Source organism: Pseudomonas sp. P1_F1_2 (assembly GCF_056405815.1).
In genome coordinates, this window is sequence record NZ_JBFUBK010000108.1 from 1 (window position 1) to 21,074 (window position 21,074).

The following is a 21,074-nucleotide window of genomic DNA, read 5'->3' on the forward strand; positions in this document are numbered from 1 at the left end:
CGTCAAACCTGAGCACGCGGGCTTGCTGACACAACGCATTGCCTGATTACACGACTGCTTCGCAGCCGAACGCAGGCTTCGCCAGCGGCTACAGGATCGCGTTACGGCTGGTTTTACAGGTTCACTTGAGCCGCATCATCGCAAGGATTTTTGACGGTTTTGTGACAGGGCGGTGAAGGCGAAATAGTGGCTCTGCCAACGGTCGGATTTGATTAAAGAACCGCTCTGGCACGCCGATCACGCTTAGGTTAAGTTGCGCGCCTTCGGCCGTCAGCCGACGTCGCAGACAAGGAAGTCCGGACACCTTTCACGCCTTACCGGGGCGTGCCTAATTCCTGTCATGAGTACCCTTCGATGCTTTTGCAAAAGTCCTTGAGAGCGCAAATTCTCGCCCTGTTGAGCGGCAGCCTCTTTGCGATGCTGTTGATCGCCCTGGCCTGCTTTCATTTCCTTTCCAGCGGCGTTCAGCGCTACGCGAACCTGATCGACGGCCCGTTGCACACTTCCCAGTTGATCGATGAAGCCAACCTGCAATTCAAGGTGCAGGTCCAGGAATGGAAAAACGTCTTGCTGCGTGGCAAGCAACCGGCGGACCTGGACAAATACTGGAAGCAATTCGAAGACCGTCAGCGCGATGTGCAAAGCATCCTCGGCGAACTGGCCGGGCAGAAGGGCATCGAACCGCAGCTCAAGACTCGCATCGAACGCCTGCGTGATGAACACCGCCTGCTCGGGGCCGCCTATCAAAAGGGTCGTGATGCCTATGTGGCCGCCGGTGCCGACCCCACCGCTGGCGACACCGCGGTGAAAGGTGTGGACCGAGCAGCCAGTGACCAGATGAGCGAATTGGTCGCCGAGTTGCGCAAGCAGGGCAGCGAACAGTCGAAGCAGATCAGTGCCGAGGCTGAGCGCACCGTGTTGCTGGGGATCATCGTGATGCTCGTCTCGGGCCTGTTGATCGGGCTGTTGAGCCTGTGGCTGGTCAACCGCAACCTGGTCGAACCGATTCGCAAACTGATCGAATACGTGGCGCAACTCAGCCGGGGAAAAATTGCCGAGCGTGTGGCCAGCACCCGCCAGGACGAGTTGGGCAAACTGGCGGTCGCGGCCAACACCCTGCGCGATTTCCTCGCCGAAACCTTCAGCCATTTGCAGCGCAGCGCCAAGGATCTGGACAGTGCCAGCGGTGAACTGAATTCGATTGCCGGCCTCATGGCGGGCGGCACCAACGAGCAGTTCAACCGCACCGATCAGGTGGCCACGGCAATGAACGAAATGTCCGCCACCGCGCAAGAAGTCGCCCGTCACGCCGCCGATGCCGCACGGGCTGCCGACGACGCTGACCAGTCCGCGCAGCAGGGCGAAAAAGTCATGCAGGGCACCATCCGCACCATCACTCAAATGCGTGGCGAAATCGCCAATACCGCTACGGTCATTCGTCAGTTGGAAACCGACAGCGGCCGCATCGGCAAGGTGCTGGAAGTGATTCGCGGCATCGCCGAACAGACCAACCTGCTGGCGCTCAACGCTGCCATTGAAGCGGCCCGTGCCGGTGAAGCCGGGCGTGGTTTTGCGGTGGTCGCTGATGAAGTGCGCAGCCTGGCCCAGCGCACGGCGGCGTCGATCATTGAGATCAACCAGATTATCCAGACCGTGCAAACCGGTGCGGTCGACGCGGCGCAGGCCATCGAAAGCGGCCAGTCACGCAGTGAGGAAAGCGTGCAGCAAGTGACCGAAGCCGGCGCGATGCTGGAGCGGATCACCCAAGCCGTCGAAGCGATTCGCGACATGAACCGCCAGATCGCCACCGCCGCCGAAGAACAGACGTCGGTTGCCGAGGACATCTCGCGCAACCTCACGGAAATCACCAGCATCGCCAGTACCAATCTGGACAACGTGCAACGCACCGAGGCGGCCAGCCACAACCTGAACAGCGTGTCGTCGCAGTTGAATGAAGTGACGGCGCGGTTGAGCGCGTAGCGGCACTGACGGTGTACCGGCTCGCTTACCGAGTCGGTACACAGTCGATCTCAAATCCGGCCTGAACTTGTCGATGAGGGAGATACCCAGCACCCACATTGGATAATTCCCATGGTCAGCATCACCTCTGTATCCATCAACCCGACCCTCACCACCTCCACCAGCAAAACCTCGATCAGCGCTCCCGCCGCAGACACCTCCGTCACCGCCACGCCTTCCGACGACACTAAACTGGCCGCCGGCGGCGCTCCCGCGTCGAGCGACAGCAGTTCCAGCAGCAGCGAAGAATCCGATGCGGTGAAAACCTTGCGCAAGCAAATCGCCGAGCTGCAAAAGCAGATGCAGGAACAACAGCAACAGCTGCAAGCGGCCCAGGCGAAACAGGAGGATGCAGACGCCAAAGCCGCTGATGTCGCGGCGGCTCAGTCGCAGGTGGCGACCACGGCGGGTTCATTGCAGGCGGCGACGGCGGCGTTATTGCAGGCGTTACAGGATGCCGACTCCAGCACGTCGGGTTCGCTGGTCAGTACCAGCGCCTAAACCTGCACAGGCAGGCTGAAGGTAAACGTCGTGCCCTGTATTGCGGTCGAGACCACGTCCAGTTTTCCACCGTGGGACTGCGCAATCTGACTGGCAATGTACAAGCCCAACCCGAGGCCGGTCTGCGGAGTATCGCTGGCCGGTCGCGAGTAGGGGCGGAACAGATACGCCAATGCGTCCTCGGCAATCAGTCCCTGATTTTTTACGCTCAGTACGAAGTGTCCATCGTTGGTCTGCGCATTGACCTCGACCGGACCTTGGGGATCGCCGTGGACTACTGCGTTCGCCACCAGATTGGACAGCAACTGGGCGACCCGCTCGCGATCGCACGGGACGTTGTGTAAATCGCCGATGGAAGAATTTATGACGCGGTTCGGGTGAACACTCTGAACCTCGGAAATCACATGCCGTAAAGCCGCATCCAGATCCGCGCACGGTGCGATGTTCACCGGAATGCCCAGGCCAAAGGAACCGCGAGCGAAATCCAGCACGTCATCGACCAGTCGAGTTGCGCGTTGGGCACTGGTCAGAATGTGCTGGACCCGTTGCTGGTTCGCCGGGTCAGGCAGTTTGCGCAGGAGCATTTCGGCACCGGCACTGATGGCGAACAACGGGTTGCGCAAGTCATGGCCGAGCACGGCGATAAACCGATCGCGCTGTTGCGAGTTTTCACGCTCCTGCTTCAGCGCCAACTCGGTGTGTTGCTGGTTTTCTTCGACCTCGATTTGCAGTGCCAGCATGCGCGCGAAGGATTCCATGGTGCTTTGGCTCGTGCTGGATTTGAGCTGGGCGGGCAGAGGATCAAGTGCGCAGAGGGTGCCGAAAAAGCGTCCGTCGGTACGGAAGATCGGCACGGAGATGTAGCTTTCGAACTGATAAATACGCGGCGTGTGGTGATCGCGGTAGCGCGGGTCTTCGCTGGCCTTGTCGATCACCACCGACTGGCGGGCCTGACGAATTTCGTGGCACAGGGTCGTGGTGACCTCCAGTTCACCGCCGACCTGCAAACCGAAGTTCAGTTGGTCGAGCACGGCGCACGCCGTCCAGGAGTCCTCCGTCACGCGCGCCACCGCGGCGAAGCGCAGGCCGGTCAACTCGCGGACCACTTGAAGGATGGCCGGTACGGCGCTGATCCTGCCGATCAAGGCGATGTCTGCTGCCGCTGTTTGACCCATTTCAGTCAATCTCTGTTTGAACACCGTGGACAGATTCTAGCGGGCCGACGATGTGTTGGCGTGGTCTGAATTGCAGACGCAAAAAAGCCGCACGATTGGTAAATCGTGCGGCTTTTCATGTGCGCATCAGGTGTCTTGTTTGTTGCTCAGGACTTTGCCTGTGGTGGCATCGAAATCTACGTCAAATTCTTTGCCTTCAGCGGTTTTCAGTTCAACTTCGTATTCGTAGCCGTTGAAGTGGTTGTCCAGATCCGTGTCGGTGATGGTCGCGCCCGGGTGCAGTTTCAGCGCTGCCTGGTTCATTTCTTCCAGTGGCTTGATCTTGCCGCTCTTGACCAGTTCAGGGATCTGGTCGACGCGGACATCGGCCTGGGCCAGGCCAGCGGTGAGGGTCAGGGCAGCGGCGGTGAACAGGGCAGTCAGGGTTTTCATGAAGTTCTTTCCTTGGGTTGAGCTGTTTAAGTGGCGCCAGATTAACGGTGGCAACTTAACTCATCCTTAATTCCCGAGACGTTGAGGGATCGTTGAGGGATCGTTCCCACGCTCTGCGTGGGAACGCCTCAGGGGACGCTCCGCGTTCCAAGTGGGACGCAGAGCGTCCAGGGCTGCATTCCCACGCGGAGCGTGGGAACGATCTTTTTGGGTTTAATAGCCGTTGTTCTGCAGCAACTGCGCAACAGTCCCCGCAGCCGGCCGTTTGTAGAAGTTCAGCAACTCGCTGGCGCGGTTGGTGAAAATCCCGTCAACCCCGGCATCCATCACCTTCTGGTAATCCAGCGCATCATCAATGGTGTACACGTGCACCAGCATGCCCTGATCGTGGGTGTATTGGTTCATCCACGGTTTCACCAGGTCCGAGTAGCTCTGGTCGCCCCCTTGGGTCAGCGCGGCGGAAGGGCCGGTGCCGATAGCGCCCTGAGCCTTGGCGTACTCGACCCATTGCTGGAATTCGGCTTTATCCTTCGGCTCTTGTCTGGCGTAGTAAGTGGCTTTGTCCTTGTCGCCGGATTCGGCGAACGTCACCTTGGATTTGGGCTCGATACTGCCTTCGCCGACCCACAACAGCAGAATTTTCGGCACCTTCGGCATTTCCTTTTGCAGCAGTTCGAGGCTGCTCTTCTCGAAGGTCTGCAGCACGACTTTGCCTTTGCCCTGGCCGACGGCCAGATCACTTTTCGCCAGTTTCGAACCGGCCGGGCTCAGCCAGCCACGGTCCTGCAATTTGTCCTTGAGGTCGCGCTCAATACCGGGGAATTGCTTTGGCTCTTTGGTCTCGATATACAGGCCGGGTTTGTGCAGCGGGTTGCCCTGGGCAATATCGATGATTTCGTCCAGCGTCAGAATTTTCAGACCCGCGTAGGAAGGACGCGCGCGATCCGGGTAAGCGCTGTTGAACCAGCTGCCGGCGTCGAGGGTTTTCAACTCGGCCATGGTGAACGCGTTGGCGGGGCTGTCCTTGCGATCCGGGAACTTGCTGGCAACGTCGGTGGTGCGTTGCAGATTGTTGTCGTGCAGCACAAACAGCACGCCGTCCTTGCTGCGTTGCAGGTCCATCTCCAGATAGTCGGCCCCCAGGTCGCGCGCCAGTTTGTAGGCGGCGGCGGTGGATTCCGGCGCATCGAAAGACGCGCCGCGATGGGCGATCACCGCCGGGTGCGGAATGCCCAAACGGCTTGCCAGCGCTGTCGGGGTTGGCTCGCTGGCGGCTTGTGCCTGGCCGAGACCGAGCATCAGGCTCAGCAGCAGGGCGCTTTTGGTGAAGGTAACCGGCATGGTCGAGATCCTTTCGCAATGAGTAATCAAAGACGTCCCTTTTAACAACTGAGCGTTGCCGGCGCTATCGCCAGACCGACATAAACGTGTTCAAGGCAGAATTTTTCAGCGCAACTGTGCACTTCTTTGCAGTACTCTTGGCCACGGCAATTTCCCCGGCAGAGGGAAAACCGTGTCGTTTCCCTTGCGTGTAAACCATTGATCACCGGTCGTAGAAACGACTTTTTGTGAGGTTTATATGCGCATCACTTCCGAGCTTATCTGCCAGGCCGCCGACCAACTCAAAGGCTTTGTCGGCCTCAACCGCAAGACCGGCCACTACATTGTGCGATTCAGCGAAGACTCGTTCGGCATGGACGTGGCCGATGACGGCATTATTCCCACCAGTGAATTTGTCTGGGCGCCGGGGCCGGGGCAGGCCATGACGCTCAAGCGTGAGTTGATTCAGTTGCTGCTGGATCAGAACATCGATGACCGGATCAACATCACCGAGCCGTTGCGGGTGTACATGAATCGGCAGGAAGTGCCGGAGATAGCGGCGGTCAGGAGTCTTGTACAGGGCTGATGTTTTGCGGTGTCTTGGCTGGCCCCTTCGCGAGCAGGCTTGATGGGCACCGCAAATCATTACGGCTGAAACTGATAATCGCGCTCAATCCGGCACACCCGCGTATGACACGACGAGTACCAGGTCGAGCGCCCACGTTCACGAATCGCGCTGTGCTCGGGATGATGTTTCCACGCCAGGATCGCCGCTTCACTGGCCCAATACGAAACCGTAATCCCGAGCCCATCTTCGCCCCGGGCCGATTCCACGCCCAGAAAACCGGGCTGCTCACGGGCCAGCTCCACCATGCGTTCGGCAGCCTCGGCGTAGCCGTGATCACCTTCAGTGCGCCGGGATGTGAAAATCACCGCGTAGTAAGGCGTCGTCGTCATGATTTCTACCTCACACAAGCCTTGATGAAAGCGCGGACCAGCGGCGGCAGAATGCCCTTGAGCGCTGCACGTTCCGGCTGGAACAGCGTGGCGACAAAGAACGGATGCCCGGTGAGCTCAACGGCCCGCAAATCCCCCTGCGAATCATGGCCAACGGCGTGTAGCTGCTGGATCAATAGCTCACGTTCGAACTCAGGATTCACACCGAATCGGCAGTGATATCCCTCGCGTATTTCAGTCGTTTCGTACGCGTTGGCGATCAACGAACCTTCAACCAGATGAATGCTGTCCACCGCTTCCACCAGCGAACAGGTCAGCGGCGTCAGAAGCGCCCGCGCGGCGTCAGGATGCGTCTCGCCGTGTTCGGCATCTTCCCAACCCAACACATCGCGGGCGTACTCCAACACCGCATGTTGAAACCCGCCACAGGTGCCGAGGAACGGTCGCTGCTGCTCCCGGGCAAACCGGATCGCCCGCAACGCCCCGTCCATGTTTCGATAAGGACCTCCGGGCACGCACCAGAAACCATCGAAATCTTGCAGCGGTGTGTTGGTGCGGATCTGGTCGGTGGCCAACCACCGGAATTGCACGTCCAGCTGCAACGCTTCGGCGGCCATGCCAAGGGCAATGGGAATGGCTTGGTGGGCAGTGACTTGAGGGGCGTAGTCACCGATCAGGGCGATGCGGATTGCAGTGGTTTCCATGAGTGCTCTCTCGGCTTGTTGATTCCTGGTACCCACTATAGATTGGCGTTCACGCATTCAATATTGGCGTTATCCCAAGTGATCAATGCAGCGACGCACTATCGACTGGACTATCCCGACCTGGCCCTGATCCTCGCTCTGGTGCGCGGCGGTTCTCTGGCCCGGGCTTCGGGCCTGCTGAAAGTCGACGTTTCAACGGTGTTTCGCGCCGTCCGCCGACTGGAAGCGGCATTGGGTCAGCAACTGTTCGAAAAGAGCCGCGCCGGGTATTTGCCAACCACGCTCGCGCAAACTCTGGCCGAGCAGGCCGAGCGCGCAGAACAAGCGCTGGAGGCGGCGCGAATCGGGGTGGAGCAGGGCGGCGAAGTCATCAGCGGCACGGTGCGGCTGACGTGTACGGACTCGGTCCTGCAAGGCTTGCTGCTACCCGCACTGGCGCAGTTCATGCCCTCATACCCGGCGTTGACTATCGAGTTGAGCACCTCCAACGACTTCGCCAACCTCAGCCGTCGCGATGCCGACATCGCCTTGCGCCTGACGCGCACACCGCCCGAGCACTTGGTCGGACGACGACTGGCGGATATTTCCTACCGGGTCTGCGCCAGTGCGCAGTATCTGAAGTCCGTCGATCCTGAAGACCTGGCTTCGCTGACCTGGATCGCGCCCGACGATTTTCTACCCGACCATCCCACTGTTGCCTGGCGGCGCCAGCATTTGCCGGGTGTCACCCCGAGCTATCGCTGCAACAGCATGCTGTCGGTGACCGAACTGGTGCGGGCCGGGTTGGGCGTTGCGGCATTGCCGGATTTTTTGATCGGCGACACGCTGCAGCCGTTGACCGGCCCATTGCACGGCTACGACACCGCACTCTGGCTGCTGACCCGTCCGGATTGCCGTGCGTTGCGTTCGGTGGTGACACTGTTTGATGAATTGGGGCGGGCACTGCGATTGCCTTGAGCGAGCGCTAAACCGTTGGCGGCACCTTGCGCACGAAGTGCTGATGCATTTCCGACGTCAGGTTTTCGATGCGTTCGGTCAGGGTCTTGGTCATCTCTGTGAGCCGGGTGTTTTGCTCGAGCAATTCCAGCAGTTGCGCGGAGTTGTGCGCGGCCTGGGCCTGACGTTCGCTGTTGGCCACGGCGAGGGCTTCACGGTGCTGTGCATCGGCGTCGGACTGCGCTTTATCACGCGCCGCCTGACGGGTCTGGGCCAGCAGAATCAGTGGGGCGGCGTACGCCGATTGCAGGCTGAAGGCCAGGTTGAGCAAGATGAACGGGTACAGGTCGAAGTGGGCCACGCCGAACAGGTTGAGGCATACCCACAGCACCACGATCAGCGTCTGCGCCCCGAGAAATTTCGGTGTACCGAAGAACCGCGCAAAGGCTTCCGCACGCAGGGCAAACTTGTCGTTGCCGAAGGTTGGCGCCAGGTGGGCGTGAGGGCGGTGAAAGCGTAAATGATCAACGACAGGTTTTGTGTCAGTGGTCGGGGTGGTCATGATGCTCTCCGCCTGGGGCTGGGACTGAGGGTCACTATAGCCCCAGCTTCATTTTCATTCTGAAACACATTGCGCTGTTTGGTTTTGCGCAGCCCCATCAGCAACAACGTGCCGAACATGTCATTTTTCGCAGCTCGTTTCAGACCTGATAGCAGGCCAGGAACATATCCAGCGCTGACTCCACCACGGTGGTCTGCATTTCGGCTGACAGGCCCGGCAGCCCCATGGAAATCTGCGGCCAGAACGCAAAGGATTTGAGCATTCCCTGGATCTGTTGCGCCGCAAACGCGGGGTCGACGGGTTTCAACCGACCATCCGCCTGCGCAGAGCGAATCCAGATAGTCAGGTCTTCTTCGCGCTCACCCATTCTGGCGACCATGTTCTGCGCACGTTCAGGGGAGTGGATGGTGGCGGCGATGGCTACCCGCGCCAGATCGAGAAAATTGTCATCGCCCAGCATCTGCAATTTTTCCTGCAACAGCAGGCTCATCTGGTCGCGCAAAGGCAGGTCAGGGCGGTAGGGCGTTTCCTGTTCTGCGGTCAGCCGCGCCCATAATTGATTGAGGATTTCGGCAAACAACTCCTCCTTGCTTGGGAAGTGGTTGTACACCGTGCGCTTCGACACGCCGGCCGTGGCGGCAATCTTGTCCATGCTGGTGATATCGAAACCATTGGCGCGGAATTCGGCAATCGCCGCCTGAATAATAGCTTCGCGTTTTCGGTCGGTGAGGCGCTGTGGAGCTGTCATAAGTACGCTTCGGCAAGAGACAGAGAAAAATTACACTCGGTAGTTTACTTGTGATCGCCTTTGATGCAACCTTGAAACTACACTGTGCAGTGTAATGTTTTGTTAATCCTGTGCAGCGAAAAATAGAATGTCCGGCTGATGCGTGCGTGCTTTGGCCATTTATCGTCCCACCGTGAAGAACTGCAATCGTGCGGTTTTTCTGGAGTCACTCAGTCATGGCCACTTCAATTTCACCTGCGGACAATTCCGTAACACCTGAAGCTTCCCGTCAGGCGCAAGGGCTTTTCCGAAACCATGCACCCGTGCAACGCGAAGGCGTTCGCAAAATGTTGCGCATCATGTGGAACATGATCTTCCACAAACCGCGCAACACTCGCCCAACGGCTCCGGTGCCGGTACAAGCGCTGACCCAGGCAGCGTTGATGGCGGCACCCAACCACAGCGTTTACCGCCTCGGCCATTCAACGGTTCTGCTGAAACTGCGGGACAAATTCTGGATCACCGACCCGGTCTTCGCCGAGCGCGCCTCACCGGTGCAATGGGCTGGCCCCAAGCGCTTCCATCAACCGCCGATCAGCCTGGAACAATTGCCACCGATTGAAGCGGTGATCCTGTCCCACGATCACTACGACCACCTCGACTATCACGCGGTGCTCAAACTGGCAGACAAGGCCAAGTACTTCCTCACCCCGCTGGGCGTCGGCGACACGCTGATCAAGTGGGGCGTGGAGGCCAGCAAAGTGCGCCAACTCGATTGGTGGCAGGGCACCGAGGTGGACGGCATCCAATTCATCGCCACCCCGTCGCAACACTTTTCCGGCCGCGGACTGTTCGATGGCAACAGCACGCTCTGGGCGTCCTGGGTCATGATCGACGGCGACACGCGCATCTTCTTCAGCGGCGACAGTGGCTACTTCGATGGCTTCAAGCGCATCGGCGAACAATACGGCCCGTTCGACCTGACGCTGATGGAAACCGGTGCCTACAATGTCGAGTGGCCGCACATTCACATGCAGCCGGAAGAAACCCTGCAAGCGCACATTGACCTCAAAGGGCGCTGGTTACTGCCGATTCACAACGGCACATTCGATTTGTCCATGCACGCCTGGTTCGAGCCCTTCGACCGGATCCTGGCGTTAGCCTGGGAGCGCAATGTGTCGATCACCACGCCGCAAATGGGCGAGGCGTTCAACGTGAAGTATCCGCAACGCGGGAGTGCGTGGTGGCTCGGGATGGAAAGTGAACGCGATCAGGTCACAGCGCAGAACGCTTGATCCTCTGCAGTCGGGCCGCTCGCTAATGAGCGGCCGGCTCACTGACACCTCACTCAACCATCGCATAATCCGCCCGCCCGACCGGGTTCGGCGTAGACCCTTTCACATTCATCCCTCGACCCGGCGCAAACCCTGGGAAAAACACCAACCCCTGCGCCTCAAAGCAATACGCCAACGCCAGCCGGGTAACGTCCAGCACATCGCGCCGGGCCTCAAACCGCTCGATGGCCTCTACCGAAACCGCGGATTCCCGAGCCAGCTCATCAACACTCCACCCCAGCATCGCTCGGGCCTGGGCGCAATGGGCCGGGGTGAATTGGAAGAGGGCGATACGTTCCAGGGTGATTTTCATCGCATGAGAGGCCATGGTGTTCTCCGGGCTCGAGAGTGCTGATTCAAAATGTACTGTGTTTTTGTACAGTTGTTTTGCTCCCGGATCAAACTCATTTTTCGATTTTTGCTATTTCGTGGCTTCCATCCAGACGGACGGTGGCTGCCCCAGCACACGACGAAACATGGTCGAGAACGCCGCCGGGCTGTCATAACCGAAATCCACAGCAATGCGCGTTACCGGCGTGCCCGATGCCAGCCGCGACAGGGCTAGCACCACGCAGGCACGCTGCCGCCATTGGCTGAAACTTAGATCGGTCTGTTGTCGAAACAATCGATTGAACGTCCGCAGGCTGATGTGCAATTGATCGGCCCATTGCTGCGGCGATTGGTGAGCATTCGGGTGTTGGAGAAACGCCTGGCACAACCCCAGCAACCGCGCATCGACGGGCAGCGGAATGTGCAACGGCAGGTGAGTGCTGCGCGCCAGTTCGTGCAGCAGCAAGTCGATCAGCGCACCGTCGCGCCCGGCCTCGTCATACGTCAGCTGGATCTCCACCGCCTCCATCAACAGGTGTCGCAACAACGGCGACACGCTGATCACCTGGCAGCGATCGCCCAGATCAACCGCCGCCGGTTCGATATACACACTGCGCGTACTCACCCCGAGCATCAGCACCTCATGCGCCACGCCCGGCGGAATCCACACCGCCCGCTGTGGCGGCACCACCCAATTGCCGTCATGCGTGCTGACCTGCATCACCCCGGTGGCGCCATACAACAACTGCGCCCGCCGGTGTGTATGACGAGGCAACAAATGGCCGTGGGAATAATCCGTCCCGATCGCCACCACCGGGCGCGGCGTGTCATCCAGCAGATCAATCGAAACATTGCGCATCTAGCGATTTCCAGCAGTTGGCGTAAACGCGAACATTATTGGCTGACTTGCTGAGGCAGGCCAAGGCTCATCGCTCTATCGTCGACCGCTCCCCATCAACGGACGACGCGCAATGTTCTATCTCCTGCTGACACTCTTCGGCTGCATGACCGGCATCACGGCAGTGCTGTTCGGCTTCGGCGGCGGCTTCGTCGTTGTGCCATTGCTCTACCGCATACTCACCGCTAGCCACGGCGCCGCCGACCCCGTCGGCCAATCGGCGATGCACATTGCCGTGGCGACTTCGACCTGCGTGATGATCGTCAACGCACTGATCGCCACCGGCAAACATCGGCGCGCCGGGAACTTCATTCGCCATTACCTGTGGCCATTGGGCGGGTTCATTGGTTTGGGCGCGGTGGTTGGCGCGGTCGCCGCGATATGGGTCAGTGGCGAGGTGATTCGTTATGCGTTCATCGCGTACTTGGGCGTGACCATTGTGGATTGCCTGGTTAGACGCGGATTTCTTACACGCACCGACAACGCAATCCCACGGCGATTGGGGAGGGCGGAAGTGTCCGGCGGTGGTGTAGGAATTGGCGCCATCGCGACGTTTCTCGGCGTGGGCGGCAGCGTCATGACCGTGCCGTTGTTGCGACGCTGTGGGTTGAGCATGAGTCAGGCGACATCCATGGCCAATCCGTTGAGCCTGCCGGTCGCGGTGGCCGGGACGGTGACTTACATGGCCATGGCGGGATTCAGCGAGTTTGACCTGGGGTCGTGGTTTATCGGCTACGTGGATCTGCTGGCGTTTGCGGTTTTGACGATGGGATCGTTGCTGGGGATTCGATTGGCCACACCTTGGATCGGGCGGATTCCGGATCGAATACATGCGCGGGTGTATGTGGGTTTGCTGGTGTTGGTGATGATCAGCATGTCTGTGAACTGAGCGCTGTTACTTATCCGCCAACCCCGGCTCTTCCCGAATAATGAAGTGATCCAGGTTCTCAATATCCGCACTGAACACCCCGAACGTCTGCTCGGGGTTTTTCTTGCTCGGCACCTGCTTCAACTCCGGCGTCACGCCATAAAAGAAGCAATACAAATCCTTCCCGCTCTCGATGGCGTGCTTGATCTCTTCCAGAAACGCTTTGCGCTTGCGGTAGTTGTCGATCAGCTTCTTGCTCAAGTAAACATTGACCGAATAAGGCTTATTCTTCGCCTCATCCGCCTGCTTGAACCAGACCTTCTGTTCGAAATCGATGCGAAAGCTCTGGGTGTAATCCTTGATCTCCTTGATCTTGCCCCAGTAAATCAGCCCCTTGTTGTCCTGCAAATACTCGATCTTCTTGAAGAACGACCCGTACGGCGCCGTGTGCTCGCCAATCTTCAGTGGCATGCGCTTGAGCAGTTCCTTGTCCTCGAAGTTCGACACAAAACACTCCACCGGGTGGGCGAAGACACTGGTCTTGTCCGGCGCTGATTCGTGGCTCGAGTGCTCTGCCTGGCTGTCCGCCGGATTTGTTTTCGGGACATCCCGCATAACATCCGCCGCGACATCAGGGGACGACGCCTTACGCACATACTGACGCCGAGTCAGCAACAACTCCGACGGGAAATGCTCCTCGCGACTGTCATCCGTTTCCGCACCGTCTGCGTCCACACCGGACGCCGACGCCTTGAGGCTGACATAAGGACAATCCGCCACATGCTGGGTGCTGGGCGTGTTCTTGAAGTGCGGGGTGCGGATGTAATTCACGTTTTTGGCGTTGAAGGTCGTCAACACATTCGCCGCATCGAACGCCAAACGGCAGGCGTCGTTGGGGCATTGGAAGTGTTCTTTGGCGGAATCGAAGGCCATGGTTTCGTCGAAATTCAAATCGCGCACGTCATAGATCGACAGCTTGTCGTCGAGGCTGAGGCAGTAGGCGAGGTCGAATTTCATGAGTGTTCTAGCTCTTTATGGGATCGTTTTTATAGTCGCTAGGGCCCGTTCTGCACAGCTTTTTCATCAATCCAACCTACTTCGTTGTGCGGCTTTACCACTGATAGCAATGTGGTTACCGTTGTAGGATTAGTTTCCTGCGGCTGTGCGCTGTTTCCTACGTTGGGTTCGATACATTCAACCCTCATCGACTGTGAGGCAAGCCAGCAACGCCCATTTTGCTCACGTAGCAAGGATAGTGACTCGATGACTTCGCCTGCACTCAATCAGATTTTGTTTGGTCCACCGGGAACCGGAAAGACGTACGCCACCATCGAGGCTGCTCTAGAAATACTTGATCCCGAGTTTCTTCAGGCCAACAAAGACGATCGGGGCGCTCTGAAAAAACGCTTTGATGAGCTAGCTGCGGATAGACATATCGAGTTTGTTACGTTTCATCAAAGCTTTAGCTATGAGGACTTTGTCGAGGGTCTTCGTGCGGAAAGCGGAGAGGAGGGACAGTTACGGTATGAGGTTGTCGATGGTGTATTCAAAAATTTGTGTACCACTGCCATTACTAAGGTTACCCACCAAGCCTCTGCGCCGACTGATATAGAGCGACGTCGTGTCTGGAAGATGTCGTTGGGCAACATTCACGGTAACGATGCGTACATTTTTGATGAATGCAAAGAGAATAATTACGCTCTGCTGGGTTACGGCCGGTGCATCGATTTCAGTGGCTGCAAGAGCCGAGAAGATATTGCCCGACGCTTTGCTGACGCAGGTGAGGTTCTACCCGAAAATGCTTATGGGATTACAGCGGTTCACAGTTTTCTACTGAAAATGCAAATTGGTGATTTGCTGGTAGTGACGGAGGGCAACACCAAATTTCGGGCGATTGGTGAAGTGACCGGCGAGTACCATTGCTTAAATCGTGAGGATCAAGGCTTTGAGTACGGACAATGTCGCGCGGTGAAATGGTTGCGAATTTATGAGCCTTCCCTTCCTCATGATCAACTTATAAATGGCAAATTCACCCAGCGAACTCTTTATGAGTTGGGATCTGGATCGTTGGATCGCGGAAAGCTAGCTCAGTTGCTAGGAGCTCCACCACAAGACTCTGCAACGAGCGTGAATCCAGGTGTTCGTTTTACGAAAGGGGAGTCATTTGGTTCCGGATACGTCGTCGCGAGTGCTTCTGAAGAATTGCTCAATTTGGTTAAACCCAACGGAAAAGAACTGCCGATTGGAATGAGCATTCTTAACACACTTGCTGAGTATGTGCGTTCCGATCGACTAACCGTCTCAGACATTCGCAACAAGCTGGTTTTTGACAAAGTCTCAGAAACTAAGCTGGAGCCATTTCTGATCAATGGTTACAACAATATTCTGCCTGTTTTGGTTGAGCGCATTTTGGATAATCCATCCGATCGCGCAAAGCTAAAAGTATCAGCGCAAACTAGAAATGCGCGCGTTCTCATCATCGATGAAATAAATCGCGGCAACATTTCACGAATTTTTGGCGAGCTGATTACGCTCATAGAACCGTCCAAACGTGCCGGAGCTGACGAGGCATTGAAGGTAACGCTGCCGTATTCGAAGGATCATTTCAGCGTTCCGAGTAATGTCTATCTCATTGGCACTATGAACACGGCTGATCGCTCACTGGCTGGTCTAGATATCGCATTGCGTCGTCGTTTCACTTTCCGGGAAATGCCGCCGAAGCCTGAGTTACTGAAAAATATTTTCGTGGGCGAACTCAACGTCGCCCAGCTCCTTACGGTGATGAATCAGCGAATCGAAATGCTGCTAGACCGTGATCATTGTTTGGGGCACGCGTATTTCATGCCCTTAGAGAGTGAACCTACGCTGAAACGGCTGGGAAAAATCTTTCGTGAGCAAGTGCTCCCATTGCTGCAAGAGTACTTTTTCGAAGACTGGCTGCGAATTCAGTGGGTGCTAAACGATCATCGCAAGACTCCTGAAAATTGCTTTATCAAACAGCCACCATTCAATCCGGGATCATTGTTCGGTGATCAAGTGGTGCTCAGTAACCAAAATAACCAATGGCTTATCAACGAAGGCGCCTTCGACCGGATTGAGTCTTTTTACGGCGTCGTTGATCACGAAGCGATCTCGTTGAACCTGCAAGACGCTATCGAAGCGGAGAATGGTGTGACGGCGTGAAACCCGTCATCACGGTTCGAGAGTACGCGAGACTGACGACGGATAAGGTGACTGCGCCTACGTTGGATCTTGCGCAAGTATCAGTGTCTGCCTTTGACTGGCTATGCAAACTCAACGCTTCTTTCAGCAATGCTGGAGCTGCGCTGGTTCAACTAGAGAACCGTCGTTTACTGAAACTCGACAATTATGTCGGTGTACTGGAAACACCCTGCGGCACTCGTCTCGAAATTCTTCCCAAGCATTTTGAGCAAGAGGACTGTATCAAGCAGAGCAGAGCATTGTTGCGACGCATGATCCAAGCATCTCTAAATTTGCCTACCCGAGAAGTCGGCGCCGCGGATCTACAAAACTTCGATGCACCGTTGAGCGAATGGGTCATGGGCCGGTTCTTGCTGGCTCTGGATCATCTGATCAAGCGAGGTCTACGCTTTGACTACCAACGTGTAGAGGAGGAGCAACGTTTCCTGCGTGGTCAATTGGATGTGGTTAAGCAGATGCGCCAACCCCCTGGCCGTCAGCACCATTTTCAGATTCGACACGACATCTATCTGCCCGACCGACCAGAAAATCGTTTGCTCAAATTAGCGTTAGATCACGTCTGCAAAACGACTAATGATGCCGGTAATTGGCGACTGGCTCATGAGCTAAGAAGTGTCTTGTTAGAGGTGCCGACAAGCCGTGACTTGCAACAGGATTTTAAACAATGGAGCAACGAGCGACTGATGGCGCACTACGTTCCGGTAAAACCCTGGTGCGAGCTGATCATCAAGCAACAGATGCCTTTGGCGGTTGCTGGAGATTGGCATGGTATGAGCTTGTTGTTCCCCATGGAGCGGTTGTTTGAGCGCTATGTCGCTGCAAGTCTTGGCAGGGATTTGCAGGACGATGCTCGACTCCAAACTCAATCCGGAAGTGAGTACTTGTGTCAGCACAAAGGCAAAAATTTCTTCCAGTTACGGCCGGACCTGATGGTTCACCATCAACATAAGAGTTGGGTGCTGGACACAAAGTGGAAGAGGTTGAGTTCATCCGCTGAGGATAAGAACTACGGTTTGAAGCAGTCCGACTTTTATCAGCTATTCGCTTATGGCCACAAATGCTTGCCTAGCGAAGGTGAGTTGGTGCTGATTTACCCAAGGCGATCTGCGTTTGATAGCCCGTTGAAGGTATTTGAGTTTGCTCCGAAGCTCCTGCTTTGGGTGCTGCCGTTTGATATGGAGCGTGGCGTATTGCTGGGGGCACCCGAAGGATTCCCACTTAAGTCTCAGCAACTGCAATCGAGTGAACAATCGGCTTGATGCTCAATGCTCCAAGTCAAATGGGTGCAGGGTGCTGCACCCAATGTTTTAGCGGCTTTCTAAAGTTGAAATAGCCGCGAGGCCTTCCTCCACCAAGATGTCGGCTGCTGAGGTAGCAGGATGCTAGGCATGTCCCGCAGCCGAATCCAGGGTTCATTCTGCCAGTGCAGCAAACTCAGTTGCATTTGTGGCCAATCCAGAACGCTCAAGGTCGGACGCTCCACTGCCCGAACTGTTCTGGCATCACGTAGTGCTGGCACAACCTGATGCGTGAGCCATTCGCGAAGTGAGCGATACTCCGGGCAATAGTGATAAACCAACAGTGCATACACCCCTGACTCGCTGAGCATCAGTCGTTCCTCTAATGCTCCGTGGGCATGTACGAGTAACATCCGTCGCTGATCCGCATCGAGTTTCCGAGACATGCGTTCATCCAAATACTTGCCCATCAATCGCCCTATATCTCGTGCGTAAAACCAGACTTGGTTTTCGAACAGTAGGGCGTGGAGATGAATGTCGTGGCGGGTGAATAGCGTGGAGGCGAGAGGCTCCCGCTCATAGTTCATGGGGGTGGGAAAAACTCTGGAGATGCATTGAGTAGACATAATCCGTGACCTCTACGTTTAAGGGGTAGGCTAGGCCCAACGTAGAGTGGATTTAAGAAATCCCAACGAACAAAGCCATCACATTCGAGCAACAAATCACCCAAAGGTGGATTGTGCGTCTGTGTGATTGGCCTGGCTTCTACGTTGGGCGTTTCTTAGGCACCTGCAATGGAGCTTAGAGATGCTTTGAGCAGGCATCAATACGGATACGGCTGTAAGTGCTGTAAGAGATTTATCGTTGTCGCGTAGGGATGGAAAAGGACTACCCATCGCCCATAAAAAAACCCCGATCAGATCGGGGCTTTTGCTTTTCAGATTTGTCGATTCAGACTGCAATCATCAAATCGCGGCGAGCAGGGAAATCAATCCCAGCTAAGCGCCCCACCAGTCTGATACTCAATAACTCTCGTCTCAAAGAAGTTCTTCTCTTTCTTCAAGTCCATAATCTCGCTCATCCAAGGGAACGGGTTAGTCGTCCCTGGATACTCTTCCTTCAAACCAATCTGGCTCAAACGACGGTTAGCAATAAACTTCAGGTAATCCTCCATCATCGCCGCATTCATGCCCAACACGCCACGAGGCATGGTATCCCGAGCGTATTCGATCTCCAGCTGAGTCCCCTGCAGAATCATCTGCGAAGCCTCTTCCTTCATCTCGGCATCCCACAAGTGCGGGTTTTCGATTTTGATCTGGTTGATCACGTCGATGCCGAAGTTCAGGTGCATGGATTCGTCGCGCAGGATGTACTGGAACTGCTCGGCGACGCCGGTCATTTTGTTGCGGCGGCCCATGGAGAGGATCTGGGTGAAGCCGCAGTAGAAGAAGATGCCTTCCAGAACGCAGTAGTAGGCGATCAGGTTGCGCAGCAGCTCTTTGTCGGTTTCGACGGTGCCGGTTTCGAACTTCGGATCGGAGATCGAGCGGGTGTATTTGAGGCCCCAGGTGGCTTTTTTCGCGACCGATGGGATCTCGTGGTACATGTTGAAGATCTCGCCTTCATCCATGGCCAACGATTCGATGCAGTACTGGTAGGCGTGGGTGTGGATCGCCTCTTCGAACGCCTGGCGCAGGATGTACTGGCGGCATTCCGGGTTGGTGATCAGGCGGTACACGGCCAGGACCAGGTTGTTGGCAACCAGGGAGTCGGCGGTGGAGAAGAAGCCGAGGTTGCGCATGACGATGCGGCGCTCGTCGTCGGTCAGGCCTTCCGGGTCTTTCCAGAGGGCGATGTCGGCGGTCATGTTGACTTCTTGCGGCATCCAGTGGTTTGCGCAACCGTCCAGGTACTTCTGCCAGGCCCAGTCGTACTTGAATGGCACGAGTTGGTTGAGGTCGGCGCGGCAGTTGATCATGCGCTTTTCGTCGACAGCGACGCGGGCGGAGGCGCCTTCGAGTTCGGCGAGGCCTTCGGCGACGTCGAGGGTGTCCAGGGCAGCTTTGGCACGGGCGATTGCGGCAGAGTCGTTCGCGGTAACGGCGCGAGCTTCTTGAGCGGCGACACCACCAGCGGTGTCGAGTCGGTCCATGTTGGCTTCGGTCGCGTGGCCGGCGTTAGCGCCTTTTACCACGGTTTCGCCGCTGTCTTCTTTGTCGAATTCGTCCCAGCTCAGCATGACGTGTCGTCTCCTGCGTGAGGGCCAGATGCCCGTGTGAAAACTGATAGGTTGGTTTTTCACACGGCCGTACTGGCCGCGTTGGATAGCGTTTTTTGCAGCGGTACACGCAGGCAAATAAACATAATTTTGTACGGGGTTCCGAGAGCCGCTGATGGCGCTGCAGTCGTTGGCGACGTCGCTTTGGGCTTCGGACTGGCTTTCATCCCTGTAAGGGAATATTACAGGCCCGTTTAAGGCGGCATTATAGGGAAATTTTTGCGGCCGTGGTGGGGCGAATCCGCGCATGGAGCGGTCGAGAAGGAGGGTTTTTCGGTCGGAGCGAGGGTTTATAGGGCTTTGGCTGGAGATCGCGGGTGCAGATTTTTTTTCATAAATTTTGATGAATTGATTTCTTGTTCAAAAAACAGCCAGAAAATCAGGTTTTTCACTACATGTTGTGTTTTGAGCCGGTTTCCGGTGGCTCCAGACACAACTATGCCCGACCGAAGTCGGGCTGTAAGTCACGCTCGATGATCAGCTCAGGCGAGCGGCACCGACGTGGTCTGCGCCATCAGCAGCAACCTTGGCAGCACCAGTGTGATCGAAGCCATCGGCGGCGAGTTTGGCAGCGCCAGTGTGATCAAAGCCGTCCGAAGCAAGTTTGCCGGCGCCAATGTGGTCTGCGCCATCAGCGGCGAAGGAGGCCGAGCCGGTGTGATCGTAACCATCAGCAGCGACAGCCGCTTCAGTGGTGTAAGAAGCCGAGCCGGTGCGGTCGTAGCCGTCGGCGGCAAAAGTGTTGGCGGCCAGGACGGACAGGGTCAGGGCGAAGATCAATTTGGTTTTCATGGTGGTGGCTCCAGGTTTGTGGACGTTTTGTGCCTTGGGTGTGGAATTCATACTACGCCAGCTATTTCGATTAAAAAGTGCAAATAAACGCTTAAAACAATCGAACAAATCGATATTAAAGGTTCGGCGCTGCATTGGCCTGGAAGGGCGGGCGAATGGGTCGAACCTTGGGGGGAAGTGAGAGCCGGGAATTAGCCGTTAGAGCAGCCGTTGCCCATGATGCTGTAGCGCAAAATATGGCGTTGGCCCTTGGAATCGTCGTATTCCATTTTCATCGGGACAACTTCACACACGTTTGGTACTTCGCTCATGGAGACAACTTTGGCGATGTCCAGGTGGGTGGAGTAAGTGTATTCCTCAACTACCGGTTGTTGCTGTGCGGCATCAGTCGGGGCCTCGTCTGCCATGGCGGTTGCGCACAGGCTGCTGAGGACCAGAACTAATAAAGCTTTCATTTCGGATTTACCTTTTAGAGGTCGAATGGGGTCACGCAACCTTTGTGGGGTTGCGTGTGGAGCTTGGTYACCGGAGTGCTTGATTAACGGCCTTCGTGGGGGCTGCAACGTGGTTAATCAGATTGCCTTGTTGGCGTGGCAGATTTTAGGCGTGGGGGTTTCAATCATATAGCCGTGGTTTTGATAAACACTTTTGACAGATTTCGTAACAATCCACGTAAACAGCCCCGTCTATCCAGGACAACGCACGACGTGTAGCAGCTGGCGAAGCCTGCGTCCGGCTGCGCAGCAGTCGTATATCCGGCTAAACGCGGTCTGCCTGATAC

At 56.6% G+C, this 21,074-nt stretch carries 22 protein-coding genes; 8 read left to right on the plus strand and 14 right to left on the minus strand.

Translation table 11 applies throughout. The features are described from left to right. Nucleotides 1–354 precede the first annotated feature (354 nt). Together AC1D2P_RS25125 and AC1D2P_RS25130 are read left to right on the plus strand one after the other, a co-directional pair. The gene (locus AC1D2P_RS25125) at nucleotides 355–1,980 is read left to right on the plus strand and encodes a methyl-accepting chemotaxis protein (RefSeq protein ID WP_046031985.1); all 1,626 of its coding nucleotides are present in this window, start codon (nucleotides 355–357) and stop codon (nucleotides 1,978–1,980) included. 111 nt (nucleotides 1,981–2,091) lie between these two features. After that, nucleotides 2,092–2,520, plus strand: coding sequence for a hypothetical protein (locus AC1D2P_RS25130; RefSeq protein WP_223525657.1), 429 nt, complete (start codon nucleotides 2,092–2,094; stop codon nucleotides 2,518–2,520). Here the strand turns inward: AC1D2P_RS25130 and AC1D2P_RS25135 are convergent. The 3 genes from AC1D2P_RS25135 to AC1D2P_RS25145 all read right to left on the minus strand — a co-directional run bounded on the left by AC1D2P_RS25135 (nucleotide 2,517) and on the right by AC1D2P_RS25145 (nucleotide 5,468). Continuing rightward, entirely contained in the window at nucleotides 2,517–3,695 is a 1,179-nt protein-coding gene (locus tag AC1D2P_RS25135) for a GAF domain-containing sensor histidine kinase (RefSeq protein ID WP_477757833.1), read from the minus strand. The two genes, AC1D2P_RS25130 and AC1D2P_RS25135, sit on opposite strands and share 4 nt — an antisense overlap. Nucleotides 3,696–3,821: 126 nt before the next feature. Next, entirely contained in the window at nucleotides 3,822–4,127 is a 306-nt protein-coding gene (locus tag AC1D2P_RS25140; RefSeq protein WP_477757832.1) for a PepSY domain-containing protein, read from the minus strand. A gap of 213 nt (nucleotides 4,128–4,340) precedes the next feature. Then, complete coding sequence (locus AC1D2P_RS25145) at nucleotides 4,341–5,468, minus strand: glycerophosphodiester phosphodiesterase (RefSeq protein WP_223525655.1); 1,128 nt, start codon at nucleotides 5,466–5,468, stop codon at nucleotides 4,341–4,343. Between the two features lie 238 nt (nucleotides 5,469–5,706). Between AC1D2P_RS25145 and AC1D2P_RS25150 the strand changes: the two genes are divergently transcribed. Beyond that, nucleotides 5,707–6,033, plus strand: coding sequence for a DUF2025 family protein (locus AC1D2P_RS25150; protein WP_109785113.1), 327 nt, complete (start codon nucleotides 5,707–5,709; stop codon nucleotides 6,031–6,033). Between the two features lie 59 nt (nucleotides 6,034–6,092). Here the strand turns inward: AC1D2P_RS25150 and AC1D2P_RS25155 are convergent, their stop codons facing one another. Together AC1D2P_RS25155 and AC1D2P_RS25160 are read right to left on the minus strand one after the other, a co-directional pair. Beyond that, on the minus strand, nucleotides 6,093–6,404 hold the full coding sequence (locus tag AC1D2P_RS25155; protein ID WP_223525654.1) for an antibiotic biosynthesis monooxygenase family protein: 312 nt from the start codon (nucleotides 6,402–6,404) through the stop codon (nucleotides 6,093–6,095). 5 nt (nucleotides 6,405–6,409) lie between these two features. Next, nucleotides 6,410–7,108, minus strand: a complete 699-nt coding sequence (locus AC1D2P_RS25160; protein WP_477757831.1) for a CTP synthase C-terminal region-related (seleno)protein — start codon at nucleotides 7,106–7,108, stop codon at nucleotides 6,410–6,412. A gap of 15 nt (nucleotides 7,109–7,123) precedes the next feature. Here AC1D2P_RS25160 and AC1D2P_RS25165 point away from each other — a divergent pair, with 15 nt between their 5' ends. Next, complete coding sequence (locus AC1D2P_RS25165) at nucleotides 7,124–8,065, plus strand: LysR family transcriptional regulator (protein WP_477757830.1); 942 nt, start codon at nucleotides 7,124–7,126, stop codon at nucleotides 8,063–8,065. A 7-nt stretch (nucleotides 8,066–8,072) separates the two neighbouring features. On the opposite strand, the gene AC1D2P_RS25170 is transcribed toward AC1D2P_RS25165, so the two are convergent. Together AC1D2P_RS25170 and AC1D2P_RS25175 are read right to left on the minus strand one after the other, a co-directional pair. Next, nucleotides 8,073–8,606 carry a DUF1003 domain-containing protein gene (locus tag AC1D2P_RS25170; protein WP_109785116.1) on the minus strand — a complete coding sequence of 178 codons (534 nt, stop codon included), beginning with the start codon at nucleotides 8,604–8,606 and terminating at the stop codon, nucleotides 8,073–8,075. Between the two features lie 139 nt (nucleotides 8,607–8,745). Then, complete coding sequence (locus AC1D2P_RS25175) at nucleotides 8,746–9,354, minus strand: TetR/AcrR family transcriptional regulator (protein WP_223525652.1); 609 nt, start codon at nucleotides 9,352–9,354, stop codon at nucleotides 8,746–8,748. 215 nt (nucleotides 9,355–9,569) lie between these two features. Here AC1D2P_RS25175 and AC1D2P_RS25180 point away from each other — a divergent pair, with 215 nt between their 5' ends. Beyond that, nucleotides 9,570–10,628, plus strand: a complete 1,059-nt coding sequence (locus AC1D2P_RS25180) for an MBL fold metallo-hydrolase (protein ID WP_223525651.1) — start codon at nucleotides 9,570–9,572, stop codon at nucleotides 10,626–10,628. 49 nt (nucleotides 10,629–10,677) lie between these two features. Here the strand turns inward: AC1D2P_RS25180 and AC1D2P_RS25185 are convergent, their stop codons facing one another. Then, the gene (locus AC1D2P_RS25185) at nucleotides 10,678–10,995 is read right to left on the minus strand and encodes a helix-turn-helix domain-containing protein (protein ID WP_077431414.1); all 318 of its coding nucleotides are present in this window, start codon (nucleotides 10,993–10,995) and stop codon (nucleotides 10,678–10,680) included. A gap of 93 nt (nucleotides 10,996–11,088) precedes the next feature. Further along, nucleotides 11,089–11,856: an AraC family transcriptional regulator gene (locus AC1D2P_RS25190; RefSeq protein ID WP_477757829.1), complete on the minus strand. Its 768-nt coding sequence runs from the start codon at nucleotides 11,854–11,856 to the stop codon at nucleotides 11,089–11,091. Between the two features lie 112 nt (nucleotides 11,857–11,968). Here AC1D2P_RS25190 and AC1D2P_RS25195 point away from each other — a divergent pair, with 112 nt between their 5' ends. After that, nucleotides 11,969–12,784 (plus strand): sulfite exporter TauE/SafE family protein, encoded by an 816-nt coding sequence (locus AC1D2P_RS25195; RefSeq protein WP_477757828.1) that lies wholly within the window; start codon nucleotides 11,969–11,971, stop codon nucleotides 12,782–12,784. A 6-nt stretch (nucleotides 12,785–12,790) separates the two neighbouring features. Here the strand turns inward: AC1D2P_RS25195 and AC1D2P_RS25200 are convergent, their stop codons facing one another. Next, a complete protein-coding gene (locus AC1D2P_RS25200; RefSeq protein ID WP_223525648.1) occupies nucleotides 12,791–13,780 on the minus strand; it encodes a hypothetical protein in 990 nt (329 codons plus the stop codon). Between the two features lie 246 nt (nucleotides 13,781–14,026). Here AC1D2P_RS25200 and AC1D2P_RS25205 point away from each other — a divergent pair, with 246 nt between their 5' ends. Together AC1D2P_RS25205 and AC1D2P_RS25210 are read left to right on the plus strand one after the other, a co-directional pair. Beyond that, entirely contained in the window at nucleotides 14,027–15,946 is a 1,920-nt protein-coding gene (locus tag AC1D2P_RS25205; RefSeq protein ID WP_223525647.1) for an AAA family ATPase, read from the plus strand. Further along, nucleotides 15,943–17,244, plus strand: a complete 1,302-nt coding sequence (locus AC1D2P_RS25210) for an McrC family protein (RefSeq protein ID WP_223525646.1) — start codon at nucleotides 15,943–15,945, stop codon at nucleotides 17,242–17,244. Before AC1D2P_RS25205 ends, AC1D2P_RS25210 begins: the two co-directional genes overlap by 4 nt. Before the next feature lie 59 nt (nucleotides 17,245–17,303). Here AC1D2P_RS25210 and AC1D2P_RS25215 read toward each other — a convergent pair whose 3' ends face one another. The 4 genes from AC1D2P_RS25215 to AC1D2P_RS25230 all read right to left on the minus strand — a co-directional run bounded on the left by AC1D2P_RS25215 (nucleotide 17,304) and on the right by AC1D2P_RS25230 (nucleotide 20,748). Then, nucleotides 17,304–17,810, minus strand: coding sequence for a BRO-N domain-containing protein (locus AC1D2P_RS25215; protein WP_223525702.1), 507 nt, complete (start codon nucleotides 17,808–17,810; stop codon nucleotides 17,304–17,306). A gap of 401 nt (nucleotides 17,811–18,211) precedes the next feature. Then, a complete protein-coding gene (locus AC1D2P_RS25220; RefSeq protein ID WP_208669514.1) occupies nucleotides 18,212–19,462 on the minus strand; it encodes a ribonucleotide-diphosphate reductase subunit beta in 1,251 nt (416 codons plus the stop codon). Nucleotides 19,463–19,978: 516 nt separating this feature from the next. After that, nucleotides 19,979–20,293 (minus strand): hypothetical protein, encoded by a 315-nt coding sequence (locus AC1D2P_RS25225; RefSeq protein ID WP_223525645.1) that lies wholly within the window; start codon nucleotides 20,291–20,293, stop codon nucleotides 19,979–19,981. Nucleotides 20,294–20,484: 191 nt separating this feature from the next. Further along, a complete protein-coding gene (locus AC1D2P_RS25230) occupies nucleotides 20,485–20,748 on the minus strand; it encodes a DUF2790 domain-containing protein (protein ID WP_477757827.1) in 264 nt (87 codons plus the stop codon). Nucleotides 20,749–21,074: the final 326 nt, after the last annotated feature.

Coding starts and splice junctions, on each gene's coding strand:
- AC1D2P_RS25200 (WP_223525648.1), bottom strand. CDS start 13,780: ATGAAATTCGACCTCGCCTACTGCCTCAGCCTCGACGACAAGCTGTCG.
- AC1D2P_RS25180 (WP_223525651.1), top strand. CDS start 9,570: ATGGCCACTTCAATTTCACCTGCGGACAATTCCGTAACACCTGAAGCT.
- AC1D2P_RS25130 (WP_223525657.1), top strand. CDS start 2,092: ATGGTCAGCATCACCTCTGTATCCATCAACCCGACCCTCACCACCTCC.
- AC1D2P_RS25155 (WP_223525654.1), bottom strand. CDS start 6,404: ATGACGACGACGCCTTACTACGCGGTGATTTTCACATCCCGGCGCACT.
- AC1D2P_RS25195 (WP_477757828.1), top strand. CDS start 11,969: ATGTTCTATCTCCTGCTGACACTCTTCGGCTGCATGACCGGCATCACG.
- AC1D2P_RS25135 (WP_477757833.1), bottom strand. CDS start 3,695: ATGGGTCAAACAGCGGCAGCAGACATCGCCTTGATCGGCAGGATCAGC.
- AC1D2P_RS25190 (WP_477757829.1), bottom strand. CDS start 11,856: ATGCGCAATGTTTCGATTGATCTGCTGGATGACACGCCGCGCCCGGTG.
- AC1D2P_RS25185 (WP_077431414.1), bottom strand. CDS start 10,995: ATGGCCTCTCATGCGATGAAAATCACCCTGGAACGTATCGCCCTCTTC.
- AC1D2P_RS25215 (WP_223525702.1), bottom strand. CDS start 17,810: ATGAACTATGAGCGGGAGCCTCTCGCCTCCACGCTATTCACCCGCCAC.
- AC1D2P_RS25150 (WP_109785113.1), top strand. CDS start 5,707: ATGCGCATCACTTCCGAGCTTATCTGCCAGGCCGCCGACCAACTCAAA.
- AC1D2P_RS25125 (WP_046031985.1), top strand. CDS start 355: ATGCTTTTGCAAAAGTCCTTGAGAGCGCAAATTCTCGCCCTGTTGAGC.
- AC1D2P_RS25175 (WP_223525652.1), bottom strand. CDS start 9,354: ATGACAGCTCCACAGCGCCTCACCGACCGAAAACGCGAAGCTATTATT.
- AC1D2P_RS25170 (WP_109785116.1), bottom strand. CDS start 8,606: ATGACCACCCCGACCACTGACACAAAACCTGTCGTTGATCATTTACGC.
- AC1D2P_RS25225 (WP_223525645.1), bottom strand. CDS start 20,293: ATGAAAACCAAATTGATCTTCGCCCTGACCCTGTCCGTCCTGGCCGCC.
- AC1D2P_RS25160 (WP_477757831.1), bottom strand. CDS start 7,108: ATGGAAACCACTGCAATCCGCATCGCCCTGATCGGTGACTACGCCCCT.
- AC1D2P_RS25145 (WP_223525655.1), bottom strand. CDS start 5,468: ATGCCGGTTACCTTCACCAAAAGCGCCCTGCTGCTGAGCCTGATGCTC.
- AC1D2P_RS25205 (WP_223525647.1), top strand. CDS start 14,027: ATGACTTCGCCTGCACTCAATCAGATTTTGTTTGGTCCACCGGGAACC.
- AC1D2P_RS25140 (WP_477757832.1), bottom strand. CDS start 4,127: ATGAAAACCCTGACTGCCCTGTTCACCGCCGCTGCCCTGACCCTCACC.
- AC1D2P_RS25230 (WP_477757827.1), bottom strand. CDS start 20,748: ATGAAAGCTTTATTAGTTCTGGTCCTCAGCAGCCTGTGCGCAACCGCC.
- AC1D2P_RS25220 (WP_208669514.1), bottom strand. CDS start 19,462: ATGCTGAGCTGGGACGAATTCGACAAAGAAGACAGCGGCGAAACCGTG.